This window comes from Ruegeria sp. K11, from assembly GCF_056531905.1.
In genome coordinates, this window is the sequence record NZ_JBQFMP010000002.1 from 251,473 (window position 1) to 275,288 (window position 23,816).

Annotated in this window: 31 protein-coding genes and 3 tRNA genes; 18 read left to right on the forward strand and 16 right to left on the reverse strand. The window is 60.2% G+C overall.

Features of this window, described 5'->3' with window-relative positions; all coding sequences use genetic code 11:
* Positions 1-28 precede the first annotated feature (28 nt).
* Positions 29-1,003: an isopenicillin N synthase family dioxygenase gene (locus ACR0K4_RS04035; protein ID WP_480517143.1), complete on the reverse strand. Its 975-nt coding sequence runs from the start codon at positions 1,001-1,003 to the stop codon at positions 29-31.
* Positions 1,003-2,367 (reverse strand): FAD-dependent oxidoreductase, encoded by a 1,365-nt coding sequence (locus ACR0K4_RS04040; protein WP_480852917.1) that lies wholly within the window; start codon positions 2,365-2,367, stop codon positions 1,003-1,005. The genes ACR0K4_RS04035 and ACR0K4_RS04040 overlap by 1 nt, the downstream gene beginning before the upstream one ends.
* Before the next feature lie 166 nt (positions 2,368-2,533).
* Between ACR0K4_RS04040 and proS the strand changes: the two genes are divergently transcribed.
* On the forward strand, positions 2,534-3,874 hold the full coding sequence (proS, locus tag ACR0K4_RS04045; RefSeq protein ID WP_480852919.1) for a proline--tRNA ligase: 1,341 nt from the start codon (positions 2,534-2,536) through the stop codon (positions 3,872-3,874).
* A gap of 22 nt (positions 3,875-3,896) precedes the next feature.
* Here the strand turns inward: proS and ACR0K4_RS04050 are convergent, their stop codons facing one another.
* The gene (locus ACR0K4_RS04050; protein ID WP_480517139.1) at positions 3,897-4,256 is read right to left on the reverse strand and encodes a hypothetical protein; all 360 of its coding nucleotides are present in this window, start codon (positions 4,254-4,256) and stop codon (positions 3,897-3,899) included.
* A gap of 365 nt (positions 4,257-4,621) precedes the next feature.
* Between ACR0K4_RS04050 and ACR0K4_RS04055 the strand changes: the two genes are divergently transcribed.
* Both ACR0K4_RS04055 and ACR0K4_RS04060 read left to right on the forward strand, forming a co-directional pair.
* Positions 4,622-5,908, forward strand: coding sequence for a lipoprotein-releasing ABC transporter permease subunit (locus ACR0K4_RS04055; protein ID WP_480852921.1), 1,287 nt, complete (start codon positions 4,622-4,624; stop codon positions 5,906-5,908).
* The gene (locus ACR0K4_RS04060) at positions 5,901-6,587 is read left to right on the forward strand and encodes an ABC transporter ATP-binding protein (protein WP_480852923.1); all 687 of its coding nucleotides are present in this window, start codon (positions 5,901-5,903) and stop codon (positions 6,585-6,587) included. The genes ACR0K4_RS04055 and ACR0K4_RS04060 overlap by 8 nt, the downstream gene beginning before the upstream one ends.
* Here ACR0K4_RS04060 and ACR0K4_RS04065 read toward each other — a convergent pair.
* Complete coding sequence (locus tag ACR0K4_RS04065; RefSeq protein WP_480852925.1) at positions 6,571-7,008, reverse strand: DMT family transporter; 438 nt, start codon at positions 7,006-7,008, stop codon at positions 6,571-6,573. The two genes, ACR0K4_RS04060 and ACR0K4_RS04065, sit on opposite strands and share 17 nt — an antisense overlap.
* Before the next feature lie 96 nt (positions 7,009-7,104).
* Here ACR0K4_RS04065 and ACR0K4_RS04070 point away from each other — a divergent pair, with 96 nt between their 5' ends.
* Complete coding sequence (locus tag ACR0K4_RS04070) at positions 7,105-7,512, forward strand: c-type cytochrome (protein WP_480852927.1); 408 nt, start codon at positions 7,105-7,107, stop codon at positions 7,510-7,512.
* 6 nt (positions 7,513-7,518) lie between these two features.
* On the opposite strand, the gene ACR0K4_RS04075 is transcribed toward ACR0K4_RS04070, so the two are convergent.
* Together ACR0K4_RS04075 and ACR0K4_RS04080 are read right to left on the reverse strand one after the other, a co-directional pair.
* Positions 7,519-8,205, reverse strand: a complete 687-nt coding sequence (locus ACR0K4_RS04075; protein ID WP_480852929.1) for a hypothetical protein — start codon at positions 8,203-8,205, stop codon at positions 7,519-7,521.
* A gap of 42 nt (positions 8,206-8,247) precedes the next feature.
* Complete coding sequence (locus ACR0K4_RS04080) at positions 8,248-8,910, reverse strand: DNA-3-methyladenine glycosylase I (protein WP_480852930.1); 663 nt, start codon at positions 8,908-8,910, stop codon at positions 8,248-8,250.
* A gap of 337 nt (positions 8,911-9,247) precedes the next feature.
* On the opposite strand from ACR0K4_RS04080, the gene ACR0K4_RS04085 reads away from it, so the two are divergent.
* The 5 genes from ACR0K4_RS04085 (at position 9,248) to ACR0K4_RS04105 (ending at position 14,680) form a co-directional block, all read left to right on the forward strand.
* Positions 9,248-10,198, forward strand: a complete 951-nt coding sequence (locus ACR0K4_RS04085; RefSeq protein ID WP_480730897.1) for an ABC transporter substrate-binding protein — start codon at positions 9,248-9,250, stop codon at positions 10,196-10,198.
* Between the two features lie 10 nt (positions 10,199-10,208).
* The gene (locus tag ACR0K4_RS04090; protein ID WP_480852931.1) at positions 10,209-11,258 is read left to right on the forward strand and encodes a quaternary amine ABC transporter ATP-binding protein; all 1,050 of its coding nucleotides are present in this window, start codon (positions 10,209-10,211) and stop codon (positions 11,256-11,258) included.
* Positions 11,255-13,315, forward strand: a complete 2,061-nt coding sequence (locus ACR0K4_RS04095) for an ABC transporter permease (protein WP_480852933.1) — start codon at positions 11,255-11,257, stop codon at positions 13,313-13,315. The genes ACR0K4_RS04090 and ACR0K4_RS04095 overlap by 4 nt, the downstream gene beginning before the upstream one ends.
* A gap of 105 nt (positions 13,316-13,420) precedes the next feature.
* Positions 13,421-14,086 (forward strand): NnrU family protein, encoded by a 666-nt coding sequence (locus tag ACR0K4_RS04100; RefSeq protein WP_480852934.1) that lies wholly within the window; start codon positions 13,421-13,423, stop codon positions 14,084-14,086.
* Between the two features lie 72 nt (positions 14,087-14,158).
* Complete coding sequence (locus ACR0K4_RS04105) at positions 14,159-14,680, forward strand: DUF2478 domain-containing protein (protein WP_480517117.1); 522 nt, start codon at positions 14,159-14,161, stop codon at positions 14,678-14,680.
* 112 nt (positions 14,681-14,792) lie between these two features.
* Here ACR0K4_RS04105 and ACR0K4_RS04110 read toward each other — a convergent pair.
* Positions 14,793-14,876 (reverse strand) — tRNA-Tyr (locus tag ACR0K4_RS04110).
* Between the two features lie 116 nt (positions 14,877-14,992).
* Between ACR0K4_RS04110 and rlmB the strand changes: the two genes are divergently transcribed.
* The 5 genes from rlmB to ACR0K4_RS04135 all read left to right on the forward strand — a co-directional run bounded on the left by rlmB (position 14,993) and on the right by ACR0K4_RS04135 (position 17,686).
* Positions 14,993-15,766: a 23S rRNA (guanosine(2251)-2'-O)-methyltransferase RlmB gene (gene rlmB / locus ACR0K4_RS04115; RefSeq protein ID WP_480852935.1), complete on the forward strand. Its 774-nt coding sequence runs from the start codon at positions 14,993-14,995 to the stop codon at positions 15,764-15,766.
* A complete protein-coding gene (locus tag ACR0K4_RS04120) occupies positions 15,747-16,061 on the forward strand; it encodes a hypothetical protein (protein ID WP_480517113.1) in 315 nt (104 codons plus the stop codon). The genes rlmB and ACR0K4_RS04120 overlap by 20 nt, the downstream gene beginning before the upstream one ends.
* A gap of 102 nt (positions 16,062-16,163) precedes the next feature.
* Positions 16,164-16,619: a YHS domain-containing (seleno)protein gene (locus ACR0K4_RS04125; protein ID WP_480852936.1), complete on the forward strand. Its 456-nt coding sequence runs from the start codon at positions 16,164-16,166 to the stop codon at positions 16,617-16,619.
* 197 nt (positions 16,620-16,816) lie between these two features.
* Positions 16,817-17,287, forward strand: coding sequence for a CoA-binding protein (locus ACR0K4_RS04130; RefSeq protein ID WP_480852938.1), 471 nt, complete (start codon positions 16,817-16,819; stop codon positions 17,285-17,287).
* A gap of 42 nt (positions 17,288-17,329) precedes the next feature.
* Positions 17,330-17,686 carry a cupin domain-containing protein gene (locus ACR0K4_RS04135; protein WP_480852939.1) on the forward strand — a complete coding sequence of 119 codons (357 nt, stop codon included), beginning with the start codon at positions 17,330-17,332 and terminating at the stop codon, positions 17,684-17,686.
* A 25-nt stretch (positions 17,687-17,711) separates the two neighbouring features.
* Here ACR0K4_RS04135 and ACR0K4_RS04140 read toward each other — a convergent pair whose 3' ends face one another.
* The 3 genes from ACR0K4_RS04140 to hisF form a co-directional block, all read right to left on the reverse strand.
* Entirely contained in the window at positions 17,712-18,278 is a 567-nt protein-coding gene (locus ACR0K4_RS04140) for a hypothetical protein (RefSeq protein ID WP_480852940.1), read from the reverse strand.
* A 70-nt stretch (positions 18,279-18,348) separates the two neighbouring features.
* Positions 18,349-18,666: a phosphoribosyl-ATP diphosphatase gene (locus ACR0K4_RS04145; RefSeq protein ID WP_480852941.1), complete on the reverse strand. Its 318-nt coding sequence runs from the start codon at positions 18,664-18,666 to the stop codon at positions 18,349-18,351.
* On the reverse strand, positions 18,663-19,424 hold the full coding sequence (gene hisF, locus ACR0K4_RS04150) for an imidazole glycerol phosphate synthase subunit HisF (protein ID WP_480852942.1): 762 nt from the start codon (positions 19,422-19,424) through the stop codon (positions 18,663-18,665). Before hisF ends, ACR0K4_RS04145 begins: the two co-directional genes overlap by 4 nt.
* A gap of 120 nt (positions 19,425-19,544) precedes the next feature.
* On the opposite strand from hisF, the gene ACR0K4_RS04155 reads away from it, so the two are divergent.
* Positions 19,545-19,991: a DUF302 domain-containing protein gene (locus ACR0K4_RS04155; RefSeq protein WP_480852943.1), complete on the forward strand. Its 447-nt coding sequence runs from the start codon at positions 19,545-19,547 to the stop codon at positions 19,989-19,991.
* Between the two features lies 1 nt (position 19,992).
* On the opposite strand, the gene hisA is transcribed toward ACR0K4_RS04155, so the two are convergent.
* Positions 19,993-20,712, reverse strand: coding sequence for a 1-(5-phosphoribosyl)-5-[(5-phosphoribosylamino)methylideneamino]imidazole-4-carboxamide isomerase (gene hisA / locus ACR0K4_RS04160; protein WP_480852944.1), 720 nt, complete (start codon positions 20,710-20,712; stop codon positions 19,993-19,995).
* A gap of 134 nt (positions 20,713-20,846) precedes the next feature.
* Here hisA and ACR0K4_RS04165 point away from each other — a divergent pair, with 134 nt between their 5' ends.
* On the forward strand, positions 20,847-21,248 hold the full coding sequence (locus tag ACR0K4_RS04165) for a DUF2147 domain-containing protein (RefSeq protein ID WP_480852945.1): 402 nt from the start codon (positions 20,847-20,849) through the stop codon (positions 21,246-21,248).
* Between the two features lie 4 nt (positions 21,249-21,252).
* On the opposite strand, the gene hisH is transcribed toward ACR0K4_RS04165, so the two are convergent.
* Both hisH and hisB read right to left on the reverse strand, forming a co-directional pair.
* Positions 21,253-21,891: an imidazole glycerol phosphate synthase subunit HisH gene (gene hisH / locus ACR0K4_RS04170; protein WP_480852946.1), complete on the reverse strand. Its 639-nt coding sequence runs from the start codon at positions 21,889-21,891 to the stop codon at positions 21,253-21,255.
* The gene (gene hisB, locus ACR0K4_RS04175; RefSeq protein WP_480531225.1) at positions 21,892-22,479 is read right to left on the reverse strand and encodes an imidazoleglycerol-phosphate dehydratase HisB; all 588 of its coding nucleotides are present in this window, start codon (positions 22,477-22,479) and stop codon (positions 21,892-21,894) included.
* 155 nt (positions 22,480-22,634) lie between these two features.
* Here hisB and ACR0K4_RS04180 point away from each other — a divergent pair, with 155 nt between their 5' ends.
* On the forward strand, positions 22,635-22,874 hold the full coding sequence (locus tag ACR0K4_RS04180; RefSeq protein WP_170753098.1) for an Lrp/AsnC family transcriptional regulator: 240 nt from the start codon (positions 22,635-22,637) through the stop codon (positions 22,872-22,874).
* 13 nt (positions 22,875-22,887) lie between these two features.
* On the opposite strand, the gene ACR0K4_RS04185 is transcribed toward ACR0K4_RS04180, so the two are convergent.
* Both ACR0K4_RS04185 and ACR0K4_RS04190 read right to left on the reverse strand, forming a co-directional pair.
* A tRNA-Gly gene (locus ACR0K4_RS04185) sits at positions 22,888-22,962 on the reverse strand.
* Positions 22,963-22,995: 33 nt separating this feature from the next.
* Positions 22,996-23,070, reverse strand: a tRNA-Gly gene (locus ACR0K4_RS04190).
* A gap of 149 nt (positions 23,071-23,219) precedes the next feature.
* On the opposite strand from ACR0K4_RS04190, the gene ACR0K4_RS04195 reads away from it, so the two are divergent.
* Positions 23,220-23,363, forward strand: a complete 144-nt coding sequence (locus ACR0K4_RS04195) for a hypothetical protein (RefSeq protein WP_480852947.1) — start codon at positions 23,220-23,222, stop codon at positions 23,361-23,363.
* Between the two features lie 9 nt (positions 23,364-23,372).
* Here ACR0K4_RS04195 and ACR0K4_RS04200 read toward each other — a convergent pair whose 3' ends face one another.
* On the reverse strand, positions 23,373-23,756 hold the full coding sequence (locus ACR0K4_RS04200; RefSeq protein ID WP_480852949.1) for an MAPEG family protein: 384 nt from the start codon (positions 23,754-23,756) through the stop codon (positions 23,373-23,375).
* Positions 23,757-23,816: the final 60 nt, after the last annotated feature.

Here is a 23,816-nt window from a genome sequence, read left to right on the forward strand (position 1 = left end):
GCGGTTCATGGCGCGCGGTTTTTGCGCCTCAATCGGTCAGGGTGCCCAGTTCGGGCGTGTCCTTGGTAGCCGCCTCATCGGGCCAGTTGGTGCGCCAGATCTCGGCCGACCAATGGCCGCAATGTACCGAAGGTCGGTTAAAGCCGGGAAGGGCAGGCAGCAAAGGTGTGACCACCACGTCATGGCGGGGCACCGCAAAATAGGGGAAGGAATAGCGCTCGCGTCCCGAGCGATTGACCACGCGATGCGGTGTCGATTTCAGCCGCCCACCGGACCACAGCTCCAGCATGTCGCCGATATTGACAACGAAGCCTCCGGGCGGGCAGTCGGGCGTGATCCAGCCGCCCTCGCGCGTTTGCACTTCAAGCCCGCCCACAGGGTCGGGGGCGATAATGGTGAGGGCGTCGGTATCCTTGTGCGGGTGGATGCCATAGCCGCCCTCATCCGGGGCCTGCGGAGGGTAGTGCAGCAGCGTCATGTTTGTCATCGGGTCTCGGAACGCATCGCGTAGCGTGCACGGCGTCAGGCCCAATCCGGCCTCAAGCGCGCCCAGCAACAGATCGGCCACCCCGTCCAGTTGTTGCCAATAATCAAGGATGGTCTCGCGGGCCTGTGGTACCTCAATGGGCCAAAGGTTCGGGCCATAGAGCGTACAGTCCTGCCGGATCGCCGCATCCTCGGGCACCTCATGGTGCAGCTTGTAGCCTTCGTATTTGTCTGCCGTGCCCGAGCCATCATTGGGCGAGAAAAACCCCATCGGGATATAGCCGCGATAATTCTCGCGGGTGATCGCCTGATCCCATTTGCGCGCCTCGTCGATGCCAAAGATCGCGCGGACTACCTGCCGGACCTGTTCTACCGTCTGCTGAGATATTCCGGTTCCGATGATCGACAGAAACCCGATATCAGAACAGGCCTCCATGATCTGCCGGACGGTCCGGTCATAGGTGTCCCCGTCGGGATTGGCCAGCGGTGTGATGTCGATGGTCGGTATGTGCTGCATCAGGTGATCCGGACCCCTTGGCGTTCCAATTCCCGATGCACCGGGGCAAGGTTCATGCGGTCCAGCTCTTGATTGCTTTGCAGCGACACGGCAGCAGCGATGCCCGCGCCCTGACCCATGACCGCGCAACAGGCCATGTTGCGGGTCGCCGCGTGAGCCACCCGATCCGCCCCATGCGAACGGCCCGCGACCAGCAACCCCTTGATCCCCTTGGGCAGCATCGAGCGGTACGGTATCTGCATGTACCGCCCCGTCGTCGGCAGGATCAGGATGCCATAGCCGTCGATGAATTCGGGGTAGATGCCGATAGTATCCTCGAACCGGCCCTGATGGCGGGCGTCATCCTCGGTCATATTGTAAACGGCGTCGATCTTGCGGGTGTCGCGAATGCCAATGGTCATTCCGAAATTTCGCAGCCGGGCATTTTCACAGCCCGGCATAAAGCGCCGCAGGGCCTCAATGGCCAGCATGGATTGCCGCCGCCCTTCGATCTCGCCGCGCGTCATACTGTCGGGGTCGGTGCCGTCGATCTGATCCAGATGGATCAGATTCATATAGGTCAGCTCTCCGGTATCATGCATCGCGCCCCAGGTGCCCGCGATGGTGTTCAGATGCGGCGGGATCAGCCCTGCATCAATCGCCTGCTGAAAGGGTTTGTGTACGAAGGGCGAGAACATGTCGTCCTCTTTCCCCGAGGTCTCGATATTCCACTCACCGCCGCCGCCCCAGTCCTTGTAGGTTTGCGGATCGGCCTTGACCCCTTCCATAAACGCGCGCTTGTCGACACCGGCCAGATGGAACATGACCGAGGCCGCCATCATCTGCTCCGGCGCGGATTTATGCGTCGGCGCGCCCGCGCGATGGGCCACATCGGCGTCGCCAGTGGCGTCGATCACGACACGCGCCAGAATGGCCTCGCGTCCGGCCTTGGATTCGGTGATGACGCCGGTGATCCGATCCCCTTCCATGATCGGAGCGACGAATTGCCGGTGCAGCATGGGATGCACGCCAGCCTCTTCGACCAAACGGTCGGCGACCAGCTTGAACCCTTCGCTGTCCAGCTCATAGCTGAGCGATTGGCTTTCCGGCACCGCCGCGCCCATGTCTTTAGCGCGGGTCTCGAACTCCATGCCGATGCCGCCTGCCTCGACCGTCTGTTCGTGTCGGTACCACGCAAAGCCTTCGACGCCGACAGCGGTGATGTTGCCGCCCATGCAGCCGAACCGGTCCATGATCGTGACCTCGGCCCCGGCGCGCGCGGCGGCCAGCGCGGCGGCCAGCCCGGCAGGGCCAGAGCCCACGACCAGAATGTCGGTCTGGTGAACAACCGGTATCTGCCGGGCGGGTTCGGTGATGGTCTGCATCAAAGCCTCATGTCGCGCGTTCCCGCCACCTTTGAGAACCGGCGCAGGCGGGTCAATCAGAAAACCGACCGCCCCGACGTCGCAAAACGGCAATGCATGATTGCCCCCGGCGGGGCTTTGGCATAATCACCTTTCGACGTCCAAATTCACCTTTGAAGGTTAAACCATGCGCCTCAGCCGTTACTTTCTGCCCGTTCTCAAGGAAAACCCCTCCGAGGCTCAGATCGTCAGCCACCGGCTGATGCTGCGCGCGGGTATGATCAAGCAGGCCGCAGCCGGTATTTATTCCTGGCTGCCGCTGGGCTTCAAAGTGCTGCGCAAGCTCGAAAACATTGTGCATGAGGAGCAGGCGCGAGCCGGTCATATCGCGATTCAGATGCCGATCCTGCAATCGGCGGATCTGTGGCGCGAATCCGGGCGGTATGACGATTACGGTCAGGAAATGCTGCGGATGAAAGACCGGCATGACCGCGACATGCTGTACACGCCGACCGCCGAAGAACTGGTGACCGATATCTTCAGGGGTCATGTCAGCAGCTACAAGGATTTGCCGCTGACGCTCTATCAAATCCAGTGGAAATTCCGCGATGAAATTCGCCCGCGTTTCGGCGTGATGCGGGGGCGCGAATTCTACATGAAGGACGGCTATAATTTCGACCTGACCAAAGAGGACGCGCTGCACGCTTACAACCGCCATCTGGTCAGCTACCTGCGCACTTATGAGCGTATGGGCCTGCAGGCCATCCCGATGCGCGCCGATTCCGGACCCATCGGTGGCGATGACACGCATGAATTCCTTGTGCTGGCCGACACCGGTGAATCCGAGGTCTTCTATGACAGCGCCGTCACCGACCTGACCTTTGGCGACCGCCAGATCGACTATGATGACCGCGCGCAATGTCAGGCGATCCTCGAAGAGTTCACCTCGAAATATGCGCGCACGGATGAGACCCATGACGAGGCGCTGTTCAACCAGATCCCCGAGGACCGCCGTCGCGTCGCGCGCGGGATCGAGGTGGGGCAGATTTTCTACTTCGGCACCAAGTATTCCGAACCTCTGGGCGCAACGGTGCAAGGCCCCGATGGCAAACCGGTTCCGGTGCATATGGGCAGCCACGGCATCGGCGTCAGCCGCCTGATCGGCGCGATCATCGAGGCCAGCCATGACGACAAGGGCATCATCTGGCCAGAGGGCGTGACACCGTTCCATTGTGGCATCGTCAACCTGAAGCAAGGGGATGATGAGGCCGATGCGGCCTGTGACAAACTCTACAACGCCTTGACGGCGTTGGGTCTTGAACCGCTGTACGATGATCGTAATGAACGGGCAGGGGGCAAGTTTGCCACTATGGACCTGATCGGCCTGCCTTGGCGTATAACGGTCGGTCCGCGAGGTCTGAAAAACGGTGTGGTCGAATTGACCTGTCGCCGTACCGGTGAAAGCGAAGAACTCAGCCCCGAGGCTGCGGTGACCAAAGTCGCTGAAATCTACGAAGGCATCGCCTGAGAGCTATTGTGTCAGGTGAAAATCAGGTTGCGCCCGAGGTCGGGCGCGCCCTCAGCAGATCGCCATCCGCGTCATGACCACGCGCCACGACAATCGGGCGTCCCATTCGGCGCACAAGATCAATGAACTCGATGCCCAGAAAGCGCAGGCCGCACACGCGATCTCGGGTCATGCGATCCGTGACACACAGGCGGCCTTGCCGGAATTCCAGTCGATAGCCTTTGTCTTTGAGAATATCCGCCAGACTGGCCCAGCTTGCAGCGCTTGCAAAGATCGGCCGGATCGCGGCTCGTAACAATGCAGCTGTCTCACAATCCAGTTCCGAGGCTGCGTTGCGGGCGACAACTGGACCCGCGTTTTCAATGTTTCCTTCAATACCCATGAGCGACCCCCGCTCCACTAATACGTTCCCCCAAGAACAGAGTGACAAAATTCCTCAAAAGAAGCAAAAGGCGAAATAAAATTACGCGAAATTTGTTGCATTTGGAATTCAGTTTATAACTCCACGCTCGTATTGATGTCATAGCTGAAACAATAAACCGCTGTCTGTGAAGAGCGTCACAACCCTTGGTATAGCTGGTTTTCGCCGCAATCGCTTTTTTCTTGCGCAGATGTGCAAGCCTTCGATTCGGTTCGCTTTGAGTCAGATGTTCAAACTCTGGCCTATGAGCCGCCAGAGCGCATAACCTGCTTGACCCTCGGACCAAATGCCGAAAGGGTCTCGCAAAACCGGTAGCCGAGGCAGGAATGGCCAAATCTCCCCCGCCCTTTGCAATGTTTGAATGGAAAATCGCCTGGCGCTACTTGCGCGCGCGGCGAGCCGAAGGTGGTGTCAGCGTCATGACGTGGATTTCGCTGATCGGGATCACGCTGGCTGTGTTCGCACTGATTGCCACCTTGTCCGTTCGATCCGGGTTCCGGTCTGAATTCGTCGGAACCATTCTGGGGGCCAATGCCCATGTTACGGTTTATTCGGCGGGCGAGTTTGATGAACGCGGTCGGGTGGATCGCACCATCGCCGACTTTGACGCCATGGCGGAACGGATCGCCGAAGTGCCCGGCGTGGAGCGGGCGGCCCCACTGGTCAAAGGGCAGGTGCTGATTACCAATGCGGACCGCAGTTCAGGGGTGCAGGTGTTCGGTATCCGCCCCGAGGATTTGCAAAGCTTGCCGGGGATCGCCGAAGCCGAACAGTCCGCAGGCGATCTGGCGAACTTCCCGCAGGGGATCGCCATCGGATCCGGCGTCGCCCGGGCGATTGGGGCCACGGTGGGAGATCGGGTCAAGGTGACCTCGCCCAACGGGGTCAAAACGGCCTTTGGCACGTCGCCGCGCGTGAATGCCTATGAGGTGGTTTATGTGTTCTCGGCCGGGCGCTATGACATCGACCGCACGCGCGTCTACATGCCTTTTGCCGAAGCGCAGAGCTTTTTCAACCGCGACGGCGTGGCTGATGAGATCGAGGTAATGGTCGACCGCCCGGAAGAGCTGGGGCCGATCCTGATCCCGATCCTCGAAGCTGCGGGTGAGCGCAGTCAGGTCTGGACGTGGCAGGATGCCTCGGGTGGTTTCCTGCGCGCGCTGGAGGTTGAAGACAACGTGATGTTCATCATCCTGTCGATCCTTGTGCTGATCGCGGCGATGAATATCGTTTCGGGTCTGATCATGCTGGTGAAGAACAAGGGACGCGATATCGGAATCCTGCGCACCATCGGTCTGAGCGAAGGGTCGATCCTGCGTGTATTCTTCATCTGCGGTGCGTTCACCGGGATCATCGGCACCACGATGGGTGTGATCCTGGGGTGTCTGTTTGCGCTGTATATCGACCCGATCTTTTCCTTCGTGAATTACGCGATGGGCGGCGGCGTGTGGGACCCCTCGATTCGCGGCATCTATGCATTACCGGCCGAGTTGCATCTGTCGGATGTGCTCAAGGCGATTGCGCTGTCTTTGGGGCTGTCCTTTCTGGTGACATATTTCCCGGCCCGGCGCGCGGCGCGGCTGAACCCGGTCGAGGCGTTGCGCTATGAATGATGTGACATTGCGTTTGAACGGTCTGGCCAAGACCTATCTGCAGGGCACGCCCGGTGAGGTGCAGGTATTGCGCGGTGTTGATCTGGAACTGCGCGCGGGCGAGGCGGTGGCTCTTGTGGCCCCATCCGGCGCGGGAAAGTCGACCCTGTTACATATCGCAGGGCTGTTGGACATGCCTGATCGGGGCACGGTTGAGCTCGCAGGGCAGGTGGCGACCGGCAAAGGCGACCGCACACGCACCGCTATCCGCAGGCGCGACGTCGGGTTCGTCTATCAGTTCCACCACCTGCTGCCCGAGTTCACCGCGCTTGAGAATATCGTGCTGCCGCAACTGGCCAATGGAAGCTCTGAGAAATCTGCGCGCCAAAGGGCGATGATGTTGCTGAATCGTGTCGGCGTTGCACCCCGGGCCAATCACAGGCCAGCGGCGCTGTCCGGCGGCGAACAACAGCGTGTGGCATTTTGCCGGGCGCTGGCCAATGAGCCGAGTGTTCTGCTGGCCGATGAACCAACAGGCAATCTGGATCCCGGCACGTCCGATCAGGTCTTCACAGCCTTGATGGACCTGGTCCGCGAGGCCGGGCTCTCTGCGCTGATTGCAACCCATAATCTGGACCTGGCCGCGCGCATGGATCGGATTCTCAAGCTGGAAGGCGGGGCACTCAGGCCAGCTGAGTGATCGCGACGCCCGCCGCCATGACGGCAATTCCTCCTGCCCGCATCAGGGTCAGCGGTTCAACTTGCGCGCCGAACAAGCCAAAATGATCGATAGCGGCCGCGCTGATCAATTGTCCGATCAGAACGAAGAACACTGCATTTCCGACCCCGAAATGCGGGGCCACGTGGGTGATCGCAAGCACATAAAACGCGATCAAAACACCGGCAAGCAGCAGGTGTTTGGGCGCTTGCGCGACTTTCGACAGCACTCCTGTGCCCGGAAACGCCAGCATCACAACCGCTGAGGCCCCAAAAGCTATCGCGAACAGGATCACGGCGGCTGTGGTTGGCGAACCGATCAACTTGCCCAAAGCGGCGTTCAGTGCCGCGAGGATCGGAACACCGATCCCGGCTGCCAGCATGATAGCAGCATATTGTGTCATTGCCCGAACCCCTTGAACCGCTTCGTTGATCTGGATCATTGCGTCATAAGGCCCATCGGGCAAGTCTGTGTTTGCGGGGCACAAAGGAGGAAAGCGATGAACAAGTCGACACTTGCAGCAGTCATGATGCTCGCATTCACCACCACCTCACACAGCGCCTTGGCGCAGGACGTCGAAACCGGGGCCGAGCTTTTCAGGCACTACTGCGCTTCATGCCACGGCCTGGACGCGACCGGTCATGGCCCGATGGCGGGTGTGCTTGTGATCCAACCGGCGGACCTGACAAAGCTTGCCGATTCTGATGGGGTTTTTCCAACCGCCCGGGTGGTCGCGCGGATAGACGGGCGCGATCCCTTGGTTAGTCACGGCAGCCCGATGCCGGTCTACGGCCCGTATTTCGAGGGTCAGGACACCGCGCTCAAAACTCCGGCAGGACAACCGATCCTGACCAGCAAACCGATTGTGGATCTTGTCGCGTATCTGGAGACAATCCAGGGCAACTGATCTGCGTCAGCCGCAAATCCCATCAATCTCGGCCCCGGCCCAAGGCAGCCCAACATCGTTTTCGCGACGGCTGCCAGGTAATTGTGCGGGGTCGAAATGCGCGGCCAGCATCTGATGCAGGCGCTGGGTGCGCGGGGCATCGGGGTCCAGCGCGCGACAGCAGACATATTCCTCGACAATCGCGCCCTGTTGTTCGAACCCATAGGCCAGAAAGTCCGGCGAGGTGTCCAGATCGAACAGATAGGGATCGTCGGCCCGGCCATGCTCGGCGGCTGCGCGCAGAGGGTGATATCCGGTGGTCTTGCGGTTCTGCCATTGCCAGACATGAGTCAATTCGTGGGCCAGCAACATGGCGGCGATCAGGTTCACGCGTTCGGGGTATTGCGACATGTAATCGTCCAGATACCAGTCCCGGGTAAAGTAAACACGGTTGAACAGCGCAACTGCCGCCGGTTTTCCAGTGACGGTCTCTTCCTTGACGGGGGGCAGGATACGTTCGCGGCAGGCCAGTCGGGGACGTGCTTTTCGGGTATATGTAATGGCAGCAACCGGCGCCCCCTCGACCAGTCGGACACGATCCAGATTCAAGGTCTCGCCGTGAATCTGACCTGCAAATGCGCGTTCTTGTTCGGTCAGGGGACGACCGCAAGATAACAGAAGGCACAGGATCGAAATCAGTAGGGGGCGGATCATACCCGGTAGCCTAGTGTACCTGATCCCTGCGGCAAGACGTTTTCAAAGGCTCATCGCCAAAACCCGGCTGATTTCTGTCAGCGACCGGCCGGATTGATCCATCCAGGTGTTAAAGGCGTCCTGCACTGCTGTAAGGGCCTTCTTTGATGTTGCCGCTTTGTCAATCACACCTTCTGCGATCAACCGCGCAGTTACGTCCCGCGACAGGATGAAACTGTCCCGCCCGGCAAACCGCATGGCGTATTGCGCCGTGGCACCGCCCAGTCGTGACCCGCGTTTGCCCAGCATTGCCAGTAACCCGACATAATCATTGGACGGCCATCCGCCCAACATCTGACCCACGCCGCCTTCGTTGCGCAACTCCAGTAAAAAGGCGGCGTTATCGCGTACAGCAGCGATCTTGGTTCCATTGCGCACGATCCGGGTGTCTTGAATCAGGGCATCAAACTTTTCATCATCCATGAATGCGCATCTGCCCACGTCAAAACCATCAAAGGCGGTTTCAAAGCCGTCCCACTTTGCTTCGATCACTTTCCAGTTGAAGCCGGCCTGAAAGATGCATTTGGTGATGACCGACAGCCAGCGGTCGTCCGGCATCGCCGCAAGCTTTGAGGGTGTTTTGGGCTTGCTGAGCGTCGCCTCCAACGCTTCGGGCCCGCCGTGACGGCTGGCCGAGATTTTGTAGATTTCCTCAAAGTGGCGCATGTCCGGATCCTCCACCCATAAGTGTTGCCTTTTTGTTCCTTTCAGGCAAGCGGAAATACTGGTTGGAGAGATCGGGGACAGAAGATAATTTATTGACTGGTCAGTCAATATCCTTAACGTGCGCCAATGATGACTGCAGGGTGCAAATTTCGGTTGAGGTTCGGGGCGTAACTTCCGTGTTTCCGCTCGGTCGCGGAAAGTGGTAAGTGGGGCAACAGTTCCCTTTCCTTTTCCGACCAAAATTGTGCATGTTGCGACAGGTGCTGTCACCACGGATTTCCCCCGATGGTCGCTGATGCGGCTGTCGGGCAAACAGAACAAAACAGGGAGTAATACCATGAAGAAGTTAAGCGTAAGCCTATTGGCCATCGCCGTTGCCGGATCGGCCCACGCCGCCGACATGGGTGCGGTGGACGAGCCGATCAAGCTGGCGATCAACGAATGGACCGGTCAGCACGTCACCACGCATGTGGCGGGCGAGATGCTGAAAGCCGCAGGCTACAACGTCGAATACGTCACTGCCGGGATGATGAACCAGTTCCAGGCGCTGGCCGATGGCGACATTGATGCAACGCTGGAAATCTGGTCGTCCAACGTGTCCGACGAATACGCCAAGAAGATTGATGAAGGCACGGTTGTCGAGATCGGTGATCTGGGCCTCGACGCCAAGGAAGGCATTGCCTACCCGGCGCATGTCGCTGACCTGTGCCCGGGCTTGCCCGCATGGGAAGCGCTGAAGGACTGTGCGCAGGTCTTCGCCACGGCGGAAACTCTGCCCGGAGGTCGTCTGGTCGATTACCCGGCGGATTGGGGTACCCCCGGCGCGGACCGCATGACCGGGCTTGAACTGCCGTTCAAGGCAGTTCCCGCAGGGTCCGAGGGCGCGCTGATCGCCGAACTCCGCGCCTCGACCGAGCGCAATTCGCCGCTGCTGATCACCTTCTGGCAGCCGCATTGGGCGATGTCGGCTTATGATGTGCAGTTCGTTGAATTGCCCGCAGGCGAAGAGGCCTGCTTTAACGATCCGGCATGGGGGCCAAACCCGAACGCGGTCAACGATTGCGATTTCTCGCCCTCGCGCATCTTTAAGGCCGGTTGGAGCGGCATGGCCGACAAATGGCCCGCCGCTTACGAAATCCTGACCAACTATCAACTGGCGGTCGAAGACCAGCAGCCGATGATGGGTGCAATCGACGTGGATGGCGGTAAAGTCGAGGAAGTCGTCGCCGCTTGGATGGCCGAGAACGAGGGCAAATGGCGCCCCGTCGTTGACGCGGCGACCCAGTGAGCTGACATCAGTGACTGACGCAAACACGCCAGCCATCGCCTGCCGGAATCTTTGGCAGGTGTTTGGCCCTGGCGCAGACAAGGCCCTGACCGACGCGCTGTCTCGGTCAGGGAATGACGCCGACCAAGCCGCCGCCAATCTGCGTGAAGGCGGGTTCATCCCCGCCGTTCAGGACGCCAATTTCGAAGTACATGAGGGCGAGCTGTTCGTCATTATGGGCCTGTCCGGCTCGGGCAAATCGACGCTGATCCGCTGCATCTCGCAACTGCTGCCGGGCACGGGTGGCGAGATTCGTGTGGATGGCGAGAATGTCATGGGCGCGTCCAAAAAGGTGCTGACCGATCTGCGGCGCAAAAAGTTGGGCATGGTGTTCCAGCATTTCGGCCTGTTTCCCCATATGACCGTGGCCGAAAACGTGGCCTATCCGCTGCGCGTGCAAGGTGTTGGCAAAAAGGAACGTCTGGCCCGCGCGCAGGAAGTGATCTCGCTGGTCGGGCTTGAAGGCCGTGAAGACAGCTTCCCCCGGCAGCTTTCGGGGGGCCAGCGGCAACGCGTGGGGATCGCCCGAAGCCTCGCCGTAAACCCGGACATCTGGTTTCTGGACGAGCCGTTCAGCGCGCTCGACCCGCTGATCCGCCGCCAGTTGCAGGATGAATTCCTGCGCATTCAGGCGACGTTGAAGAAATCCATCGTCTTCATCACTCATGACATTCAAGAGGCCCTCAAACTGGCCGACCGCATTGCCATCATGCGCGACGGCAAGATCGTTCAGATCGGCACACCCACAGATATCGTGCTGCGCCCGGTCGATGACTACGTGCGCGAATTCTCGAAAGACGTGGCCAAAGGCCAGCACGCCAAAGTTGCCTCGGTCATGCGAGATGAGGCCGAATGCGGCCCGGATGATCCCGGTCTGACGACCTCAATGACGCTGGACGCGGCATTGGCGCATTGCATGGAATTGTACGAACCCGTGCCGGTTCGGGATGCCGAGGGTAATGTCGTCGGCACCGTGCACCCCTCTGATCTGGCGGCTGCATTGCAGGTGGACGACGCATGACGGCGCTGGATATCCCTGCGCAGCAGGCGCGCCTGACCGCCGGTGCGCAGGCGGCGCTGATCACCGTGATCGTTGGCGCGGTATGTCTCGCGCTGGAAGGCGTCGCCCCGTGGCTGGTCAAATGGCCCGCCGCATGGGAACTGCCCGCCACCCAATGGGTCGGGGCGTTTCTCGACTGGTTCCTGAACGGCATCAAACCGGCGATGAGACTGTTCTCGGACCTGATGACCTATCCGATGAATGCCGCCAACTATGTGCTGGGCAACACGCCTTGGCCGATCCTGATCGGTATCGTCACCGCGCTGGGCTGGTATCTGGGCGGCTTGCCGATGGCGGCGCTGGGCTTTATCGGGCTCAGCTTTGTGCTGGCCTCGGGCTATTGGGCCGAAAGCATGAACACGCTGGCCCTTGTCGCCGTGTCTGTGCCCGTGGCGCTGATCATGGGCGGTGCGATTGGCATTCTCGCCAACGAAGTGCCAAGGGTGAAAGCGTTCGTGCAGGCCGTGCTGGACATCATGCAAACGGTGCCGACCTTTGCCTATCTGACACCGCTGTTGCTGCTCTTTGGCTTTGGTCCGGTGGTTGGCCTGATCGCCTCGGCCATCTATGCCGCCCCGCCCATGGCGCGCAACGTGATGCTGGGGCTGGAACGGGTCGAGCCCGAGATCAAAGAGGCCGCCATCATGTCCGGCGGCACCCGGTTCCAACAGCTGTTTCAGGTCGAAATCCCCGCCGCCACGACGCAGATCATGGTCGGCGTGAACCAATGCCTGATGGCCGCCCTGTCGATGGTGATCATCGCAGCCGTCATCGGGGGGTTCAACGACATCGGCTGGGAGGTCCTGCTGACTATGCGTAAGGCGCAGTTTGGCGAATCCCTGATGGCCGGTCTCGTCATCGTGGTCTTTGCGGTGGTGATCGACCGGATGAGCGGCACGCTGGCGACAGAACGCAAACGCTATGACAGCCGCGTGGTCTGGGCGATGCTGGGCTTTGCCGTGCTGTTCACCGCCGCGTTCTGGGCGTGGCTGCCGAATCCGTCTGAACTGACCGTTCTGGACCCCATGGCTACGGCCATCGACAGCGGCCTGACCGCCTTTACGCAAGCCAACGGGCCGTGGCTGGATGCGCTCAAGAACAACTCGCTGTTCTACGTGCTGTTGCCGCTACGGATCGGGCTGGATCAGGCCGTTCTGCCCTTCACATGGGGCTTCGCATGGACGCCCGCCATGAGCTACGGGCTCTTTGCCGTCGGCGCTGCCATCGCTCTGCTCATGTCATGGCGCGGGCATTTGACCGGAGGTCTGATCGTCCTGATCCTGATCGGCATACTGGAGACCGGCATTGCCAACCTGCCATGGCCCTTCGTCCTGACCGGCGCTGCCGCGCTGGGCTGGGTCGCGGGCGGCTGGCGTCTGGCTGCGCTTTCGGTGGGTCTGCTCTGCACCATCCTCGTCTCGGGTCTGTGGGAGCGCGCGTTGCTGTCGCTGTATCTCAGCGGCGCGGCGGTGTTTTCCTGCGCTGTGGTCGGTGGGTTGATCGGTCTGGCCAGCGCGGTCTGGAAGCCGGTTTGGACCATCGTACGCCCGATCTGCGACATGCTGCAGACCATACCGCTGTTCGTGTTCCTGATCCCGGTGCTGATGGTCTTTCAAATCGGAGAGTTCTCGGCCTTCCTCGCCATCTGCGCCTATGCCATCGTCCCGATGATCCGCTACACGCGGCATGGGCTGGTTAACACGCCGGATGAGATGATGGAGGCTGCAATCTCCAGCGGCGCGACCGAGTGGCAGATCATGCGCGACGTCCGCGCGCCCTATGCCGCGCCGACCATCCTGCTGGGGCTGAACCAGACTATCCTATACGCTTTTGCGATGCTGGTGATCGCCGCGCTGATCGGCACGACTGGTCTGGGCCAGTCGATCTATCTGGCGCTGGGTCAGGCGGATGTGGGCTTGGGCATTTCTGCCGGGGCAGCGATGGCGATTCTGGCGCTGATCGCCGATCGCATGGTGCAGGGCTTTGCCGAGGAACGCCGCAAGGCGCTGGGCCTATGAAACAGAGCAGGGGCGGGCAGCCGCCCCTGTGCCCTCACTTGATTTCGGACAAAGACCAACGCCGATCCAAGGCCTAAACCGGACGCAACACGTTCGGAGACACTCATGACCGGTTGGGGCCTCTTCCTCGCTGCACTCGCCACGTTCCTGCTGAGCCACATGATCCCGGCCCGCCCGGTGGTGCGCGGCTGGCTGATCGGCACTTTGGGCCGCACCGGCTATTTCGCCACCTATTCGCTGGTTTCACTGGCCGTGCTGGGCTGGCTGATCATCGCCGCCGCCAACGCGCCTTATGTCGAGGTTATCCCACCGCTCACAATCTTCCGCTGGCTACCGCTCCTGATCATGCCGATTGTCTGCTGGCTGGCGATTGCGGGCCTGTCGATCCAGAACCCGTTTTCCTTCGGCGGGTTGGGGAACCGCCCTTTCGATCCTGACAAACCCGGCATCCTGCGTACCACCCGTCATCCGATCCTTGCGGCACTGATGCTGTGGGCCGTCGCACATCTTCTGGCCAATGGCAGCCTGTCGCATGTCATCCTGTTTGGCCTCTTCGCAGGGTTCGCCGCGATGGGCATGGCCCTGATCGACCGCCGCACCGCGCGGCAGATGGGGTCAGACTGGCATCGCCTGTCCCGCAACACCGCGCGCCTGTCCCTGCGCGCGCCCCGTCCCTGGCCGCGCCTCTGGGTGTGGCTTACTGCCATCGCCGCTTATGCGGCCATCCTCCACCTGCACGCATCCGTGATCGGGCTTTCGCCGCTGCCTTGACCCGTCAGAGTGGCCGACCCGCACAACCCGTGCTATCTGAAACACCAGTATACGAAGTCTAGAGGTCCCAAAATGCATCTGGCCTATGTCACAACCACCGATCGCGGCGCAACTGATCGCCTGCTGAGCGCGGTGGCCGAGCGCCTGTTGGAAAAGGGCGCACGCCTGTCCGGTGTCGTACAAACAAACACGGAATGCGCTGACCACACCAAATGCGACATGGATGTTCGCGTCCTGCCTGAAGGTGAAACCATTCGCATCTCGCAATCTCTGGGCACGCAATCGCGAGGATGTCGTCTGGACCCGGCTGCACTGGAGCAGGCGGTGGGTTACGTGACGGCGTCGCTGGAAGATGCACCGCAATTGCTGATCATCAACAAGTTTGGCAAGCACGAGGCAGACGGGCGGGGATTCCGCCCCGTTATTGCCGAGGCTCTGGCGCAGGACATCCCGGTTCTGGTGGGTGTAAACGGCCTGAACAAAGACAAGTTCGAAGAATTCACCGGAGGCGCAGCCGAGCAGGTCAACGCTGATCAGGACGCAATCGTCGCATGGTTTGACCGCGTCTCCGCCTTGCGAGCCGCCGCAGCGTGAACCAAATCAATACCACTGCTTCACGTCTGTCGGGAACGACCCCGACAGGCGCAGGAACGCTGATCTCCGTACAACGCACGGTTCTCAAGTGTGGATTTTTGAGTGTAAGAGATGGTGGGCGACCCTGGAATCGAACCAGGCGTGCGTCTCCGCGAGGGAGTTACAGTCCCCTGCCACACCTTGCGGCCTGTCGCCCACTGTCAGGCGTTGCACCTGACGTGGAGGCGTGATTACTAGCGCCTTAGAGAAGCGTCAACAGGAAAATACCGCTTTGACGCAGGAAACCGATTTCCCGGTCCGGAGGCCCGCGACATGAAGAAACCCAAGTGGGTCGTCGAAAAAGAACAGGCGCGCAAAGCAGCTGCAGCCGAGACCGTTTGGCTGTTCGGTCTGCATGCCGTTCGGGACGCATTGATGAACCCGAACCGGCAGAAACTGCGCCTGATTGTGACGCGAAATGCGCAGGATAAACTGGCGGATGCCATTGCGTTTGCAGGGATAGAGGCCGAAATGGCTGACCCGCGCAAATTCCCCGCTCCGATCGATCCAGGTTCGGTCCATCAGGGGGCCGCGCTTGAGGTCAAGCCGCTGGATTGGGGCGGTCTGGTCGAGAACTGCATCGGACGGGAAAACCCGCGAGTCATCCTGCTGGACCGGGTGACCGACCCGCACAATGTGGGTGCAATTTTACGGTCGGCCGAAGTGCTTGGTGCCAGTGCGGTGATTGGAACGCGTCACCATTCGGCGCCAGAAACAGGTGCGTTGGCCAAAACCGCCAGCGGTGCTCTGGAACGACAACCCTATCTGCGTGTGCGCAATCTGGCGGATGCGATAGTCGAACTTCAGGGTATGGGATTTCTTGTGCTCGGGCTGGATGGTGAGGCCGAAGGCACCATCGAGACCGCGTTGGGCGGCAATCTGCACCAACCCGTCGCCCTTGTGCTTGGGGCAGAAGGGCCGGGTTTGCGCCAAAAGACGAAGGAAACCGTTGATCAGTTGGTGAAAATCGACGCCGCGGGTGGATTTGGGTCGCTCAACGTCTCAAATGCCGCCGCGATTGCCCTATATGCATCTAGACACAGATAAACGGGAGAGCACCATTTCCACCCCCTCGAAAATCGCGACCTGCTGCTATTGCGGAACCCGCGCGGCGCTGGTTCTGAAGGGCAAGCAGCGCCATGAACTAAGCTGTTCCAGCTGCGGCGCGCCGCTTCATGACCTGAAAATGGTTCCCAAGCGAAAGCTCGCGGAACACAAGACAACGCGTCATTCGGGCAAAGGCGAGCAGCCTTACAAAAACAAGAAGAAAAAGAAGAAAAAGAGTATGTTCTCGCGGGTGCTGGATGAAGCGTGGGACGTCATCGAAGATGTATTCGACTAAATCAGCCCTATTCACCCACGCGCGTTCACATCCGCGTTAATTCGGGTTTCAGATGCATAAATGATTTGTATCTAGACGGTCTGGTTTTCTAACTAGGTTGCGATGAAACTGAATCGACGTACTCTGATCGGCGCGCTGGGCGCTGCCGTTTTTGCGCCTGCTGCATTTGCGCAGGATATGCCTGTCTTTTTCAAGAGAGGTGGTGCAGCCATGTCCGGCTATGACCCGGTATCCTATTTCAGCAATGGTACTCCTGTCCGCGGTTTGCCCGAATACTCTGTGGTTTGGAAAGGGGCCGAGTGGCACTTTGCCAGTGCTGAAAACCGCGATGCTTTCGAAATGAACCCGCGCGCCTACGCGCCCCAGTTCGGTGGATACTGTGCATATGGCATGGCTCAAGGTGAACTTGTCAGCACCGATCCGACGCTGTGGCAAGTGGTCGATGGGCGCCTGTACCTGACCCATTCCGCTGAAATCGAGCAATTGTGGGACCGGGATCGTACTGAATTCATTCGTATGGCCGAGGAAAACTGGCCGGTTATTCTGTACCACAATTAGGCGATTCTCCGCTTTTCGTGAGCTGTCATCACAAAAACGCGCACCCCCTCTTTTTTTCTGCAAATACATGCTTAAATGTCACATGACCGCGGAACGGAACTGCCGCGGGTCATTTCACTGTCCCTCGTTCCAACAACTTGCGCCCAGGTGTTTACCTGGGCGCTTTTTTCTTGTCCAAGCTCCGGTTAGGGTGACCCATGCCAGACTATTCTGATGAGTTCCTGACAACGATCCTGAAGCGCACCAAGGTGGTGGCCGTGGTCGGCGTATCGATGAACCCGGTGCGGCCCAGCTATTATGTGGCGCGGTACATGTCGCTCAAGGGATATACGGTTATACCGGTCAACCCGGGGCATGCGGGCAAGATGTTGTTCGGTCAGACTGTGCAAGCCTCCCTGTCCGAGATTTCCGAGCCCGTCGACATGGTCGACATTTTCCGCCGATCCGAGGCAGTACCGCCCATCGTAGACGACGCGCTTGCCGCGTTCCCCGACTTGCGCACGATCTGGATGCAGATCGGCGTTGAACATCATGACGCGGCCGCCACGGCACAGGCGCGGGGCGTGGATGTGGTGATGAACCGCTGCCCCAAGATCGAATATCAACGCCTGTTCGGAGAGCTTCGGATGGGCGGGTTTGCCACCGGGGTGATTTCGTCCAAGCTGTAACTTCGCCAAAATTCGAACCACATCCTCAGAAAGCTGGAACGCATGCGTTACGAACCGATAAATCTATCCGAGAAACTCTCGACCTTCTCCGAGCATTGGAGCCCGAAGATCGTATCTCGGTACAACAACAACGATGTCATGGTCGTCAAAGTTCAGGGCGCGTTTCAGTGGCACCATCATGACGAAACGGATGACTTCTTTCTGGTTCTAAAGGGCACGTTGCGGATTGAAATGCGCGACGGGGAAGTGACACTGCGCCCGGGTCAGATGTTTGTGGTCCCCAAAGGGGTCGAACACAGGCCGGTTGCGGAAGAAGAAGTTCACTTGCTGCTTATCGAACCCGAAGGCCTGCCCAATACCGGAGATGCGGCAACTGCTGCCGAAAAGGTGGTGATCTAGGCGCAAGCCGCCCGTTGCGGCGGGCTTAACGCGCGGTTAGCGGAGCCAGCTTCGCTGCCTGTTCCAGACGCCGCTTTTCCAGCACCACGTCACGCGGGACCCAGTCATAGCGCGTGTCTTCGGTCAACGGCCCCCAATACAGCACACCGCCATAGCGCCACGGGTCCAGCACCACGCCTTCATACATGCTCTCGCCCTTGCGGCTGATGATGGCGGTGCTGTGGTCGATGCGGAAGGGGTTATCCGCATTGGCGATGGCGCGGTGCATTTCCAGCGTGCGGAACTGTTCCTGATCCAGACGACGCTCGATATCCTCGGCCCAGTGCCAACACAGGCCGCGTGGGCGCAGGCCCTTGTTGACCTTGGCATTGTGGATCAGCGGCGGGTCGGTGATTTCGTATTCCTGCGCCAGTTGCGCGGTATAAGCATAGGCGATCTGCGCGGCACGGTTCGCCTCGGCAGGGTCAATATCGGGCCCGAGGTTTTGGATTTCCGCCGCCAGCCGCTGCACCTCATCCCCGGTGGATGGCGGCGGTGTGGCGCAAGCAGCGAGGGCGACAAGCGCGGCTGCAAACACCAAAGCTCTGATCATGCGCGCGCCCCTTTGCCCAATCCTTCCGGAACCCGAACTATAGCGGCCCATGCCACCCCACGAAACCCGCTTACCCTTTGGGCCGCGCCGCCTTTTCAGCAATGCCGCTGGTGCCCTGACGGCGGGCCAGTTCAGCCAGCACATCATCCAGCGCCACGTCGCGTGCGGCCAGCATGACCAGCAGGTGATACAGTACATCCGCCGCCTCGGCGGTCAGCTTTTCCCGATCCCCCTTGATGGCTTCGATGATCGCCTCGATCGCCTCTTCCCCGAATTTTTCGGCGCATTTTTCTGGGCCTTTCGCCAACAGCTTGGCGGTCCAGCTGCTGTCGGGGTCGGCCCCTTTGCGGGCGTCAATCGTTGCGGCCAGATCGTGCAGTATGCTCATGTCAGCCTCATCGGAATGCCAGCGGCGGCCATGTGGTCCTTGACCTCGCGGATGCTAAATTCGCCGAAATGAAAGATCGAGGCTGCCAGTACCGCGCTGGCACCGCCCTTGGTCACGCCCTCAACCAGATGGTCCAGAGTGCCGACGCCGCCCGAGGCGATCACGGGCACGTCAACCGCGTCGGAAATCGCACGGGTCAGGGGCAAGTTGAACCCGGCCTTGGTGCCGTCGCGGTCCATCGACGTCAGCAGAATTTCCCCCGCGCCCTTGGCCACAACGGTCCGGGCAAACTCCACCGCATCGATGCCGGTGGGTTTGCGACCACCATGGGTAAAAATCTCCCACTTGCCGGGGCTGACGGTCTTGGCGTCGATGGCGCAGACGATGCACTGGCTGCCGAACTGGTCGGCGGCCTCGGCGATCACATCCGGGTTCGCCACGGCGGCCGAGTTGAAGCTGACCTTATCCGCCCCCGCCAGCAACAGGGCGCGCACGTCGTCCTTGCTGCGCACACCACCGCCCACGGTCAGTGGCACAAAGCACTGTTCGGCGGTGCGCTGCACCACGTCAAACATCGTGCCCCGGTTTTCATGCGTGGCGTGGATGTCCAGAAAACAGATCTCATCCGCGCCGGCGGCGTCATAGGCCTTGGCCGATTCCACCGGATCGCCCGCATCGCGCAGGCCGACGAAATTCACGCCCTTGACCACGCGGCCATCGGCGACGTCCAGACAGGGAATGATACGGGTTTTCAGCATGGTGTGTCCTTTATTGAGGGCACCTTTACCGGCAACGCCTCGCCGATGCCAGACTTGTGATTGTGATGTCACGCAAAGCTGTGGAACTTAGGGGTGAAATTCATCAAAGGGAATATAACTATGCGACATCTTCTGCTGGCTTCAATACTCACATTCGGAGGCGCGCTATCCGCCATGGCTGACGACATCATCAAAGTACAAACCAACAAGTCCGTGGCCGAGGCGCTGGACGCGCTGGAAGCTGCCGTTGGCAATGCTGGCGCCACCGTCTTTGCCCGCATTGACCACGCAGCGGGCGCCGAAAAGGTCGGCACGCCGATCCCGCCCAATCAGGTGCTGATCTTCGGCAACCCGGCTCTGGGCACGCCTGCCATGCAGATCGACCCGCGCGCCGGGCTGTTCCTGCCGCTGAAAGTGCAGGCTTATCAGGATGCGGATGGGCAGGTCTGGCTGATCTATGAAGACCCGAAAGAGACCATGGATGACTTCGATGAGGTCGAAAAATCGCCGGTCATCGAGAAAATGCGCGGCGCTTTGGCGAAATTGACCGCCGCTGCCGCGCAGTAACTCAGCTCAGGGCGCGAATGGCCTCGGCCAGGTCAATCGCGCCATCATAAAGGGCGCGGCCAGAGATCGCGCCGTTCAATTCCACTCCGCAATCGCGCAGGGCGATCAGGTCGTCCAGCGAACTGACGCCCCCCGACGCGATCACCGGTATCGAGACCGCCTGTGCCAGCGCCGCCGTGGCCTCGATATTCGGGCCCTGCATCGCGCCGTCGCGGTTGATATCGGTGTAGATGATGGCGGCGACGCCTGCGTCCTCGAAACTGCGGGCCAGATCGGTGACCTGCACGTCGGTTTCCTTGGCCCAGCCTTTGGTGGCCACCATGCCATTGCGTGCGTCGATACCTACGGCGACCTTGCCGGGGAAGGCTTTGGCGGCTTCGCGCACCAGGTCGGGGTTTTCCACGGCGACGGTGCCCAGAATCACCCGCGCCAGACCCTTGTCGATCCAGGTCTCGATTGTTGCCATATCCCGGATACCGCCACCCAATTGCGCAGGCACGTCGCAGGCGTTCAGAATCGCCTCCACTGGGGCGGCGTTGACCGGCTCTCCGGCAAAGGCTCCGTTCAGATCGACCAGATGCAGCCATTCGCACCCGGCCTCGACAAAAGCGCGGGCCTGTGCCGCCGGGTCTTCGTTAAAGACGGTGGCCTTGTCCATCTCACCACGTAGCAGGCGCACGGCATTGCCGTCTTTCAGATCGATGGCGGGGTAGAGGATCATGTCGGGCGGCCCTATATCACTGTTACACGCGCGGGATATCGCACAGGCGGGGCAGGGGCGCAACGCGACGCAAAGTCAGGCTTGCCCGGTGCCCAACCGCAGGCCAGACTGATGGGAAATACAGGGAGAAAACCATGAAGACATTTACTCTTGCAGCGGGTTTCGCCGTAATGGCCACCGCAGCGATGGCCGCCGATCCGGTGGACGGTCTGTGGAAGACAGCTCCGGGCGATACGGGCGGCTATCTGCATGTGTCGATTTCCGAATGCGGCAGCGCCATCTGCGGCACCATCGACAGCGCCTTTGACGCCGACGGCAATCAGCAACTGGAATACGAGAACCTCGGCAAGCAAATCATCTGGGACATGATCCCCGAAGGCGGCGGCAGCTATGACGACGGCAAGATCTGGGCCCCCGATCGCGACAAGACTTATAGCTCGAAAATGTCGTTGGACGGCCAGAACAAGCTGACCGTCAAGGGTTGCGCTGTCGGAGGTCTGGTCTGCCGCGGGCAAGTCTGGACGCGCGTGGAATAAGGCCTCAGGGCGTCCAGGTCAGGAAATTCCCGATCATCCGCAGGCCCACATCCTGACTTTTTTCGGGGTGGAACTGCATTCCGACCATCGTGTCGCGGCCGACCACGGCCGTGACCTCTTGACCATAGTCGACATAGGCCAGCCGCTGCGCCGGATCGGTGACGCGGAACTGGTAGGAATGCACAAAATAGGCGTGATCGCCCGATGTCACGCCACTGAACACCGGATGGTCGCTCTCCAATACCAGATCGTTCCAGCCCATATGCGGCACCTTCAGCGCAGCATCTGACGGTTCAATACGAACCACATCCCCGGCGACCCAACCCAGCCCATCGGTTTCGCTGTATTCATGGCCCTTAGAGGCCATCAGCTGCATCCCCACGCAGATACCCAGAAACGGGCGGCCCTTCTGTTCGACCGCCTCGACCATCGCGTCATAGATGCCCTTGTGCCCTCGCAACTCTGCCGCGCAAGCCGGAAAAGCACCGTCACCGGGCAGCACCAGACGATCCGCGCGCGCCACGACGTCGGCGTCCGAGGTCACGATGACCTCACCCGCATCCACCTCGCGGGCCATGCGCTGAAACGCCTTTTCTGCCGAGTGCAGATTGCCGCTCTCGTAGTCAATAATGGCGGTGAGCATCTACAGCGCGCCTTTGGTGGACGGAATCGCATCCGCCTTACGCGGGTCGGTCTCGACCGCATCGCGCAATGCGCGGGCGACAGCCTTGAAGGCGGCCTCGGCAATGTGGTGGCTGTTGAAGCCATGCACCTGATCGATGTGCAGCGTGATGCCGCCATGGGTGGCCAAGGCCTGAAAGAACTCGCGCACCAGTTCGGTATCGAAACTGCCGATTTTCTGCGTCGGCAGGTCCACGTTCCAGATCAGAAACGGTCGCCCCGACAGGTCCAGTGCACAGCGCACCTGCGCGTCATCCATGGGCAGGTGGCATTCCCCGTACCGGCGAATGCCCTTCTTGTCGCCCAAAGCCTGCGTCAAAGCCTGACCCAACGCGATTCCGGTGTCCTCGACCGTATGGTGATCGTCGATGTGGTAATCGCCCTTGGCACGGATCGTCATGTCGATCAGCGAATGCCGCGCCAACTGGTCCAGCATGTGATCAAAGAACCCGACGCCGGTCTGGTTGTCATACTGGCCGGTGCCGTCCAGATTGACCTGAACCGAGATTTCGGTCTCGGCGGTCTGACGGCTGATCTTTGCGCTGCGCATGGGCGAATTCCTTTTGCTTCAAGGGCGCTTATAGACGCGGATGGGTGGGTATATCCAGTCCACTAAACGCCTTCGCCGTAAACTGTTGCGGGGGATTGCACCCGAGGGCCGCCCGTGCCAGCCTGCGGGCAACACGAACCAACAAGGCCCGGCCCATGTCCACCTGCGTCTTCATCCAGATCCGCTGTAAACCCGGCACCACTTACAAGGTGGCCGAAGACATCGCCCTGCGCGAAATTCACTCAGAGCTTTATTCCACCAGTGGCGAATATGACCTGCTGTTGAAGCTCTACATCCCGGAAACCGAAGATGTCGGCCATTTCATCAACGAAAATCTGCTGGTGATCCCCGATATCGAAAGGTCACTGACTACGATGACATTCAAGGCGTTCTGAAAGATTAGATATCTGGAGCGGGCGAGGCGATTCGAACGCCCGACCCTAACCTTGGCAAGGTTATGCTCTACCCCTGAGCTACGCCCGCATCAGATACTTATGTGGTCCGAAGACCTCTCAATGGAGCGGGCGAGGCGATTCGAACGCCCGACCCTAACCTTGGCAAGGTTATGCTCTACCCCTGAGCTACGCCCGCGCCGTTGAGTGAGGAGGGATGTATAAAGTCCAACGCGGGCCTGCAAGAGGAAAATGCCGGGCGCTGGCAAATTTCTTTCGACGGAAACCCGAGTAAGGCACGTTCAATAGACATCAGAACGCAAACACGCATAAGGGGGCGGCGAGACAATGATCAAAGGTTCGGATATCAAGGCGATTGCCCTGGGCATCATGATTGTTCTGGTCACGGTGACGTCGAAGCCGGCGCATGACCAGGACGGCGTGCACGCGGTCGGGATGGAGCGCGCGCAGGTGCTGGTCTGGAGGGGTTAGGGCGTGCGCCTATAGCGCCAGAACCAGCGCGGCCAGTGCAGCGATCAGAATCGCCAAAAATGTCAGGCCCATGCCGATTTGACGCAAAATGATGGTTTGTGGCGTTTTGCCGAAACCATATGCGTGCAGCAGACGTCCGGCCAACAGCATCAACCCCAACAGGTTCACCAGCCAGCCGCCCGCGCCCTGCAATTCGACCATCGCGATCAGTAGAAGACCAAAAGGGGCATATTCGGCGCAGTTCGCCTGCGTCCGCATTGCCTTGATCATCGCTTTGTCGCCATGGTCCCCGACCGAAATCTTGCCTCTGCGCCTTTGCATAATGACATTCACGCTGAGCGCGACGAACAGGAACGCGATCAGCGCGGCATAGATCGGGGTGATGGTCAGCATGGGGGCCTCCTGATGGTGAAGAGGCCGCGCAGTTGCCCGCGCGGCCCCGTGAGCTGCAAA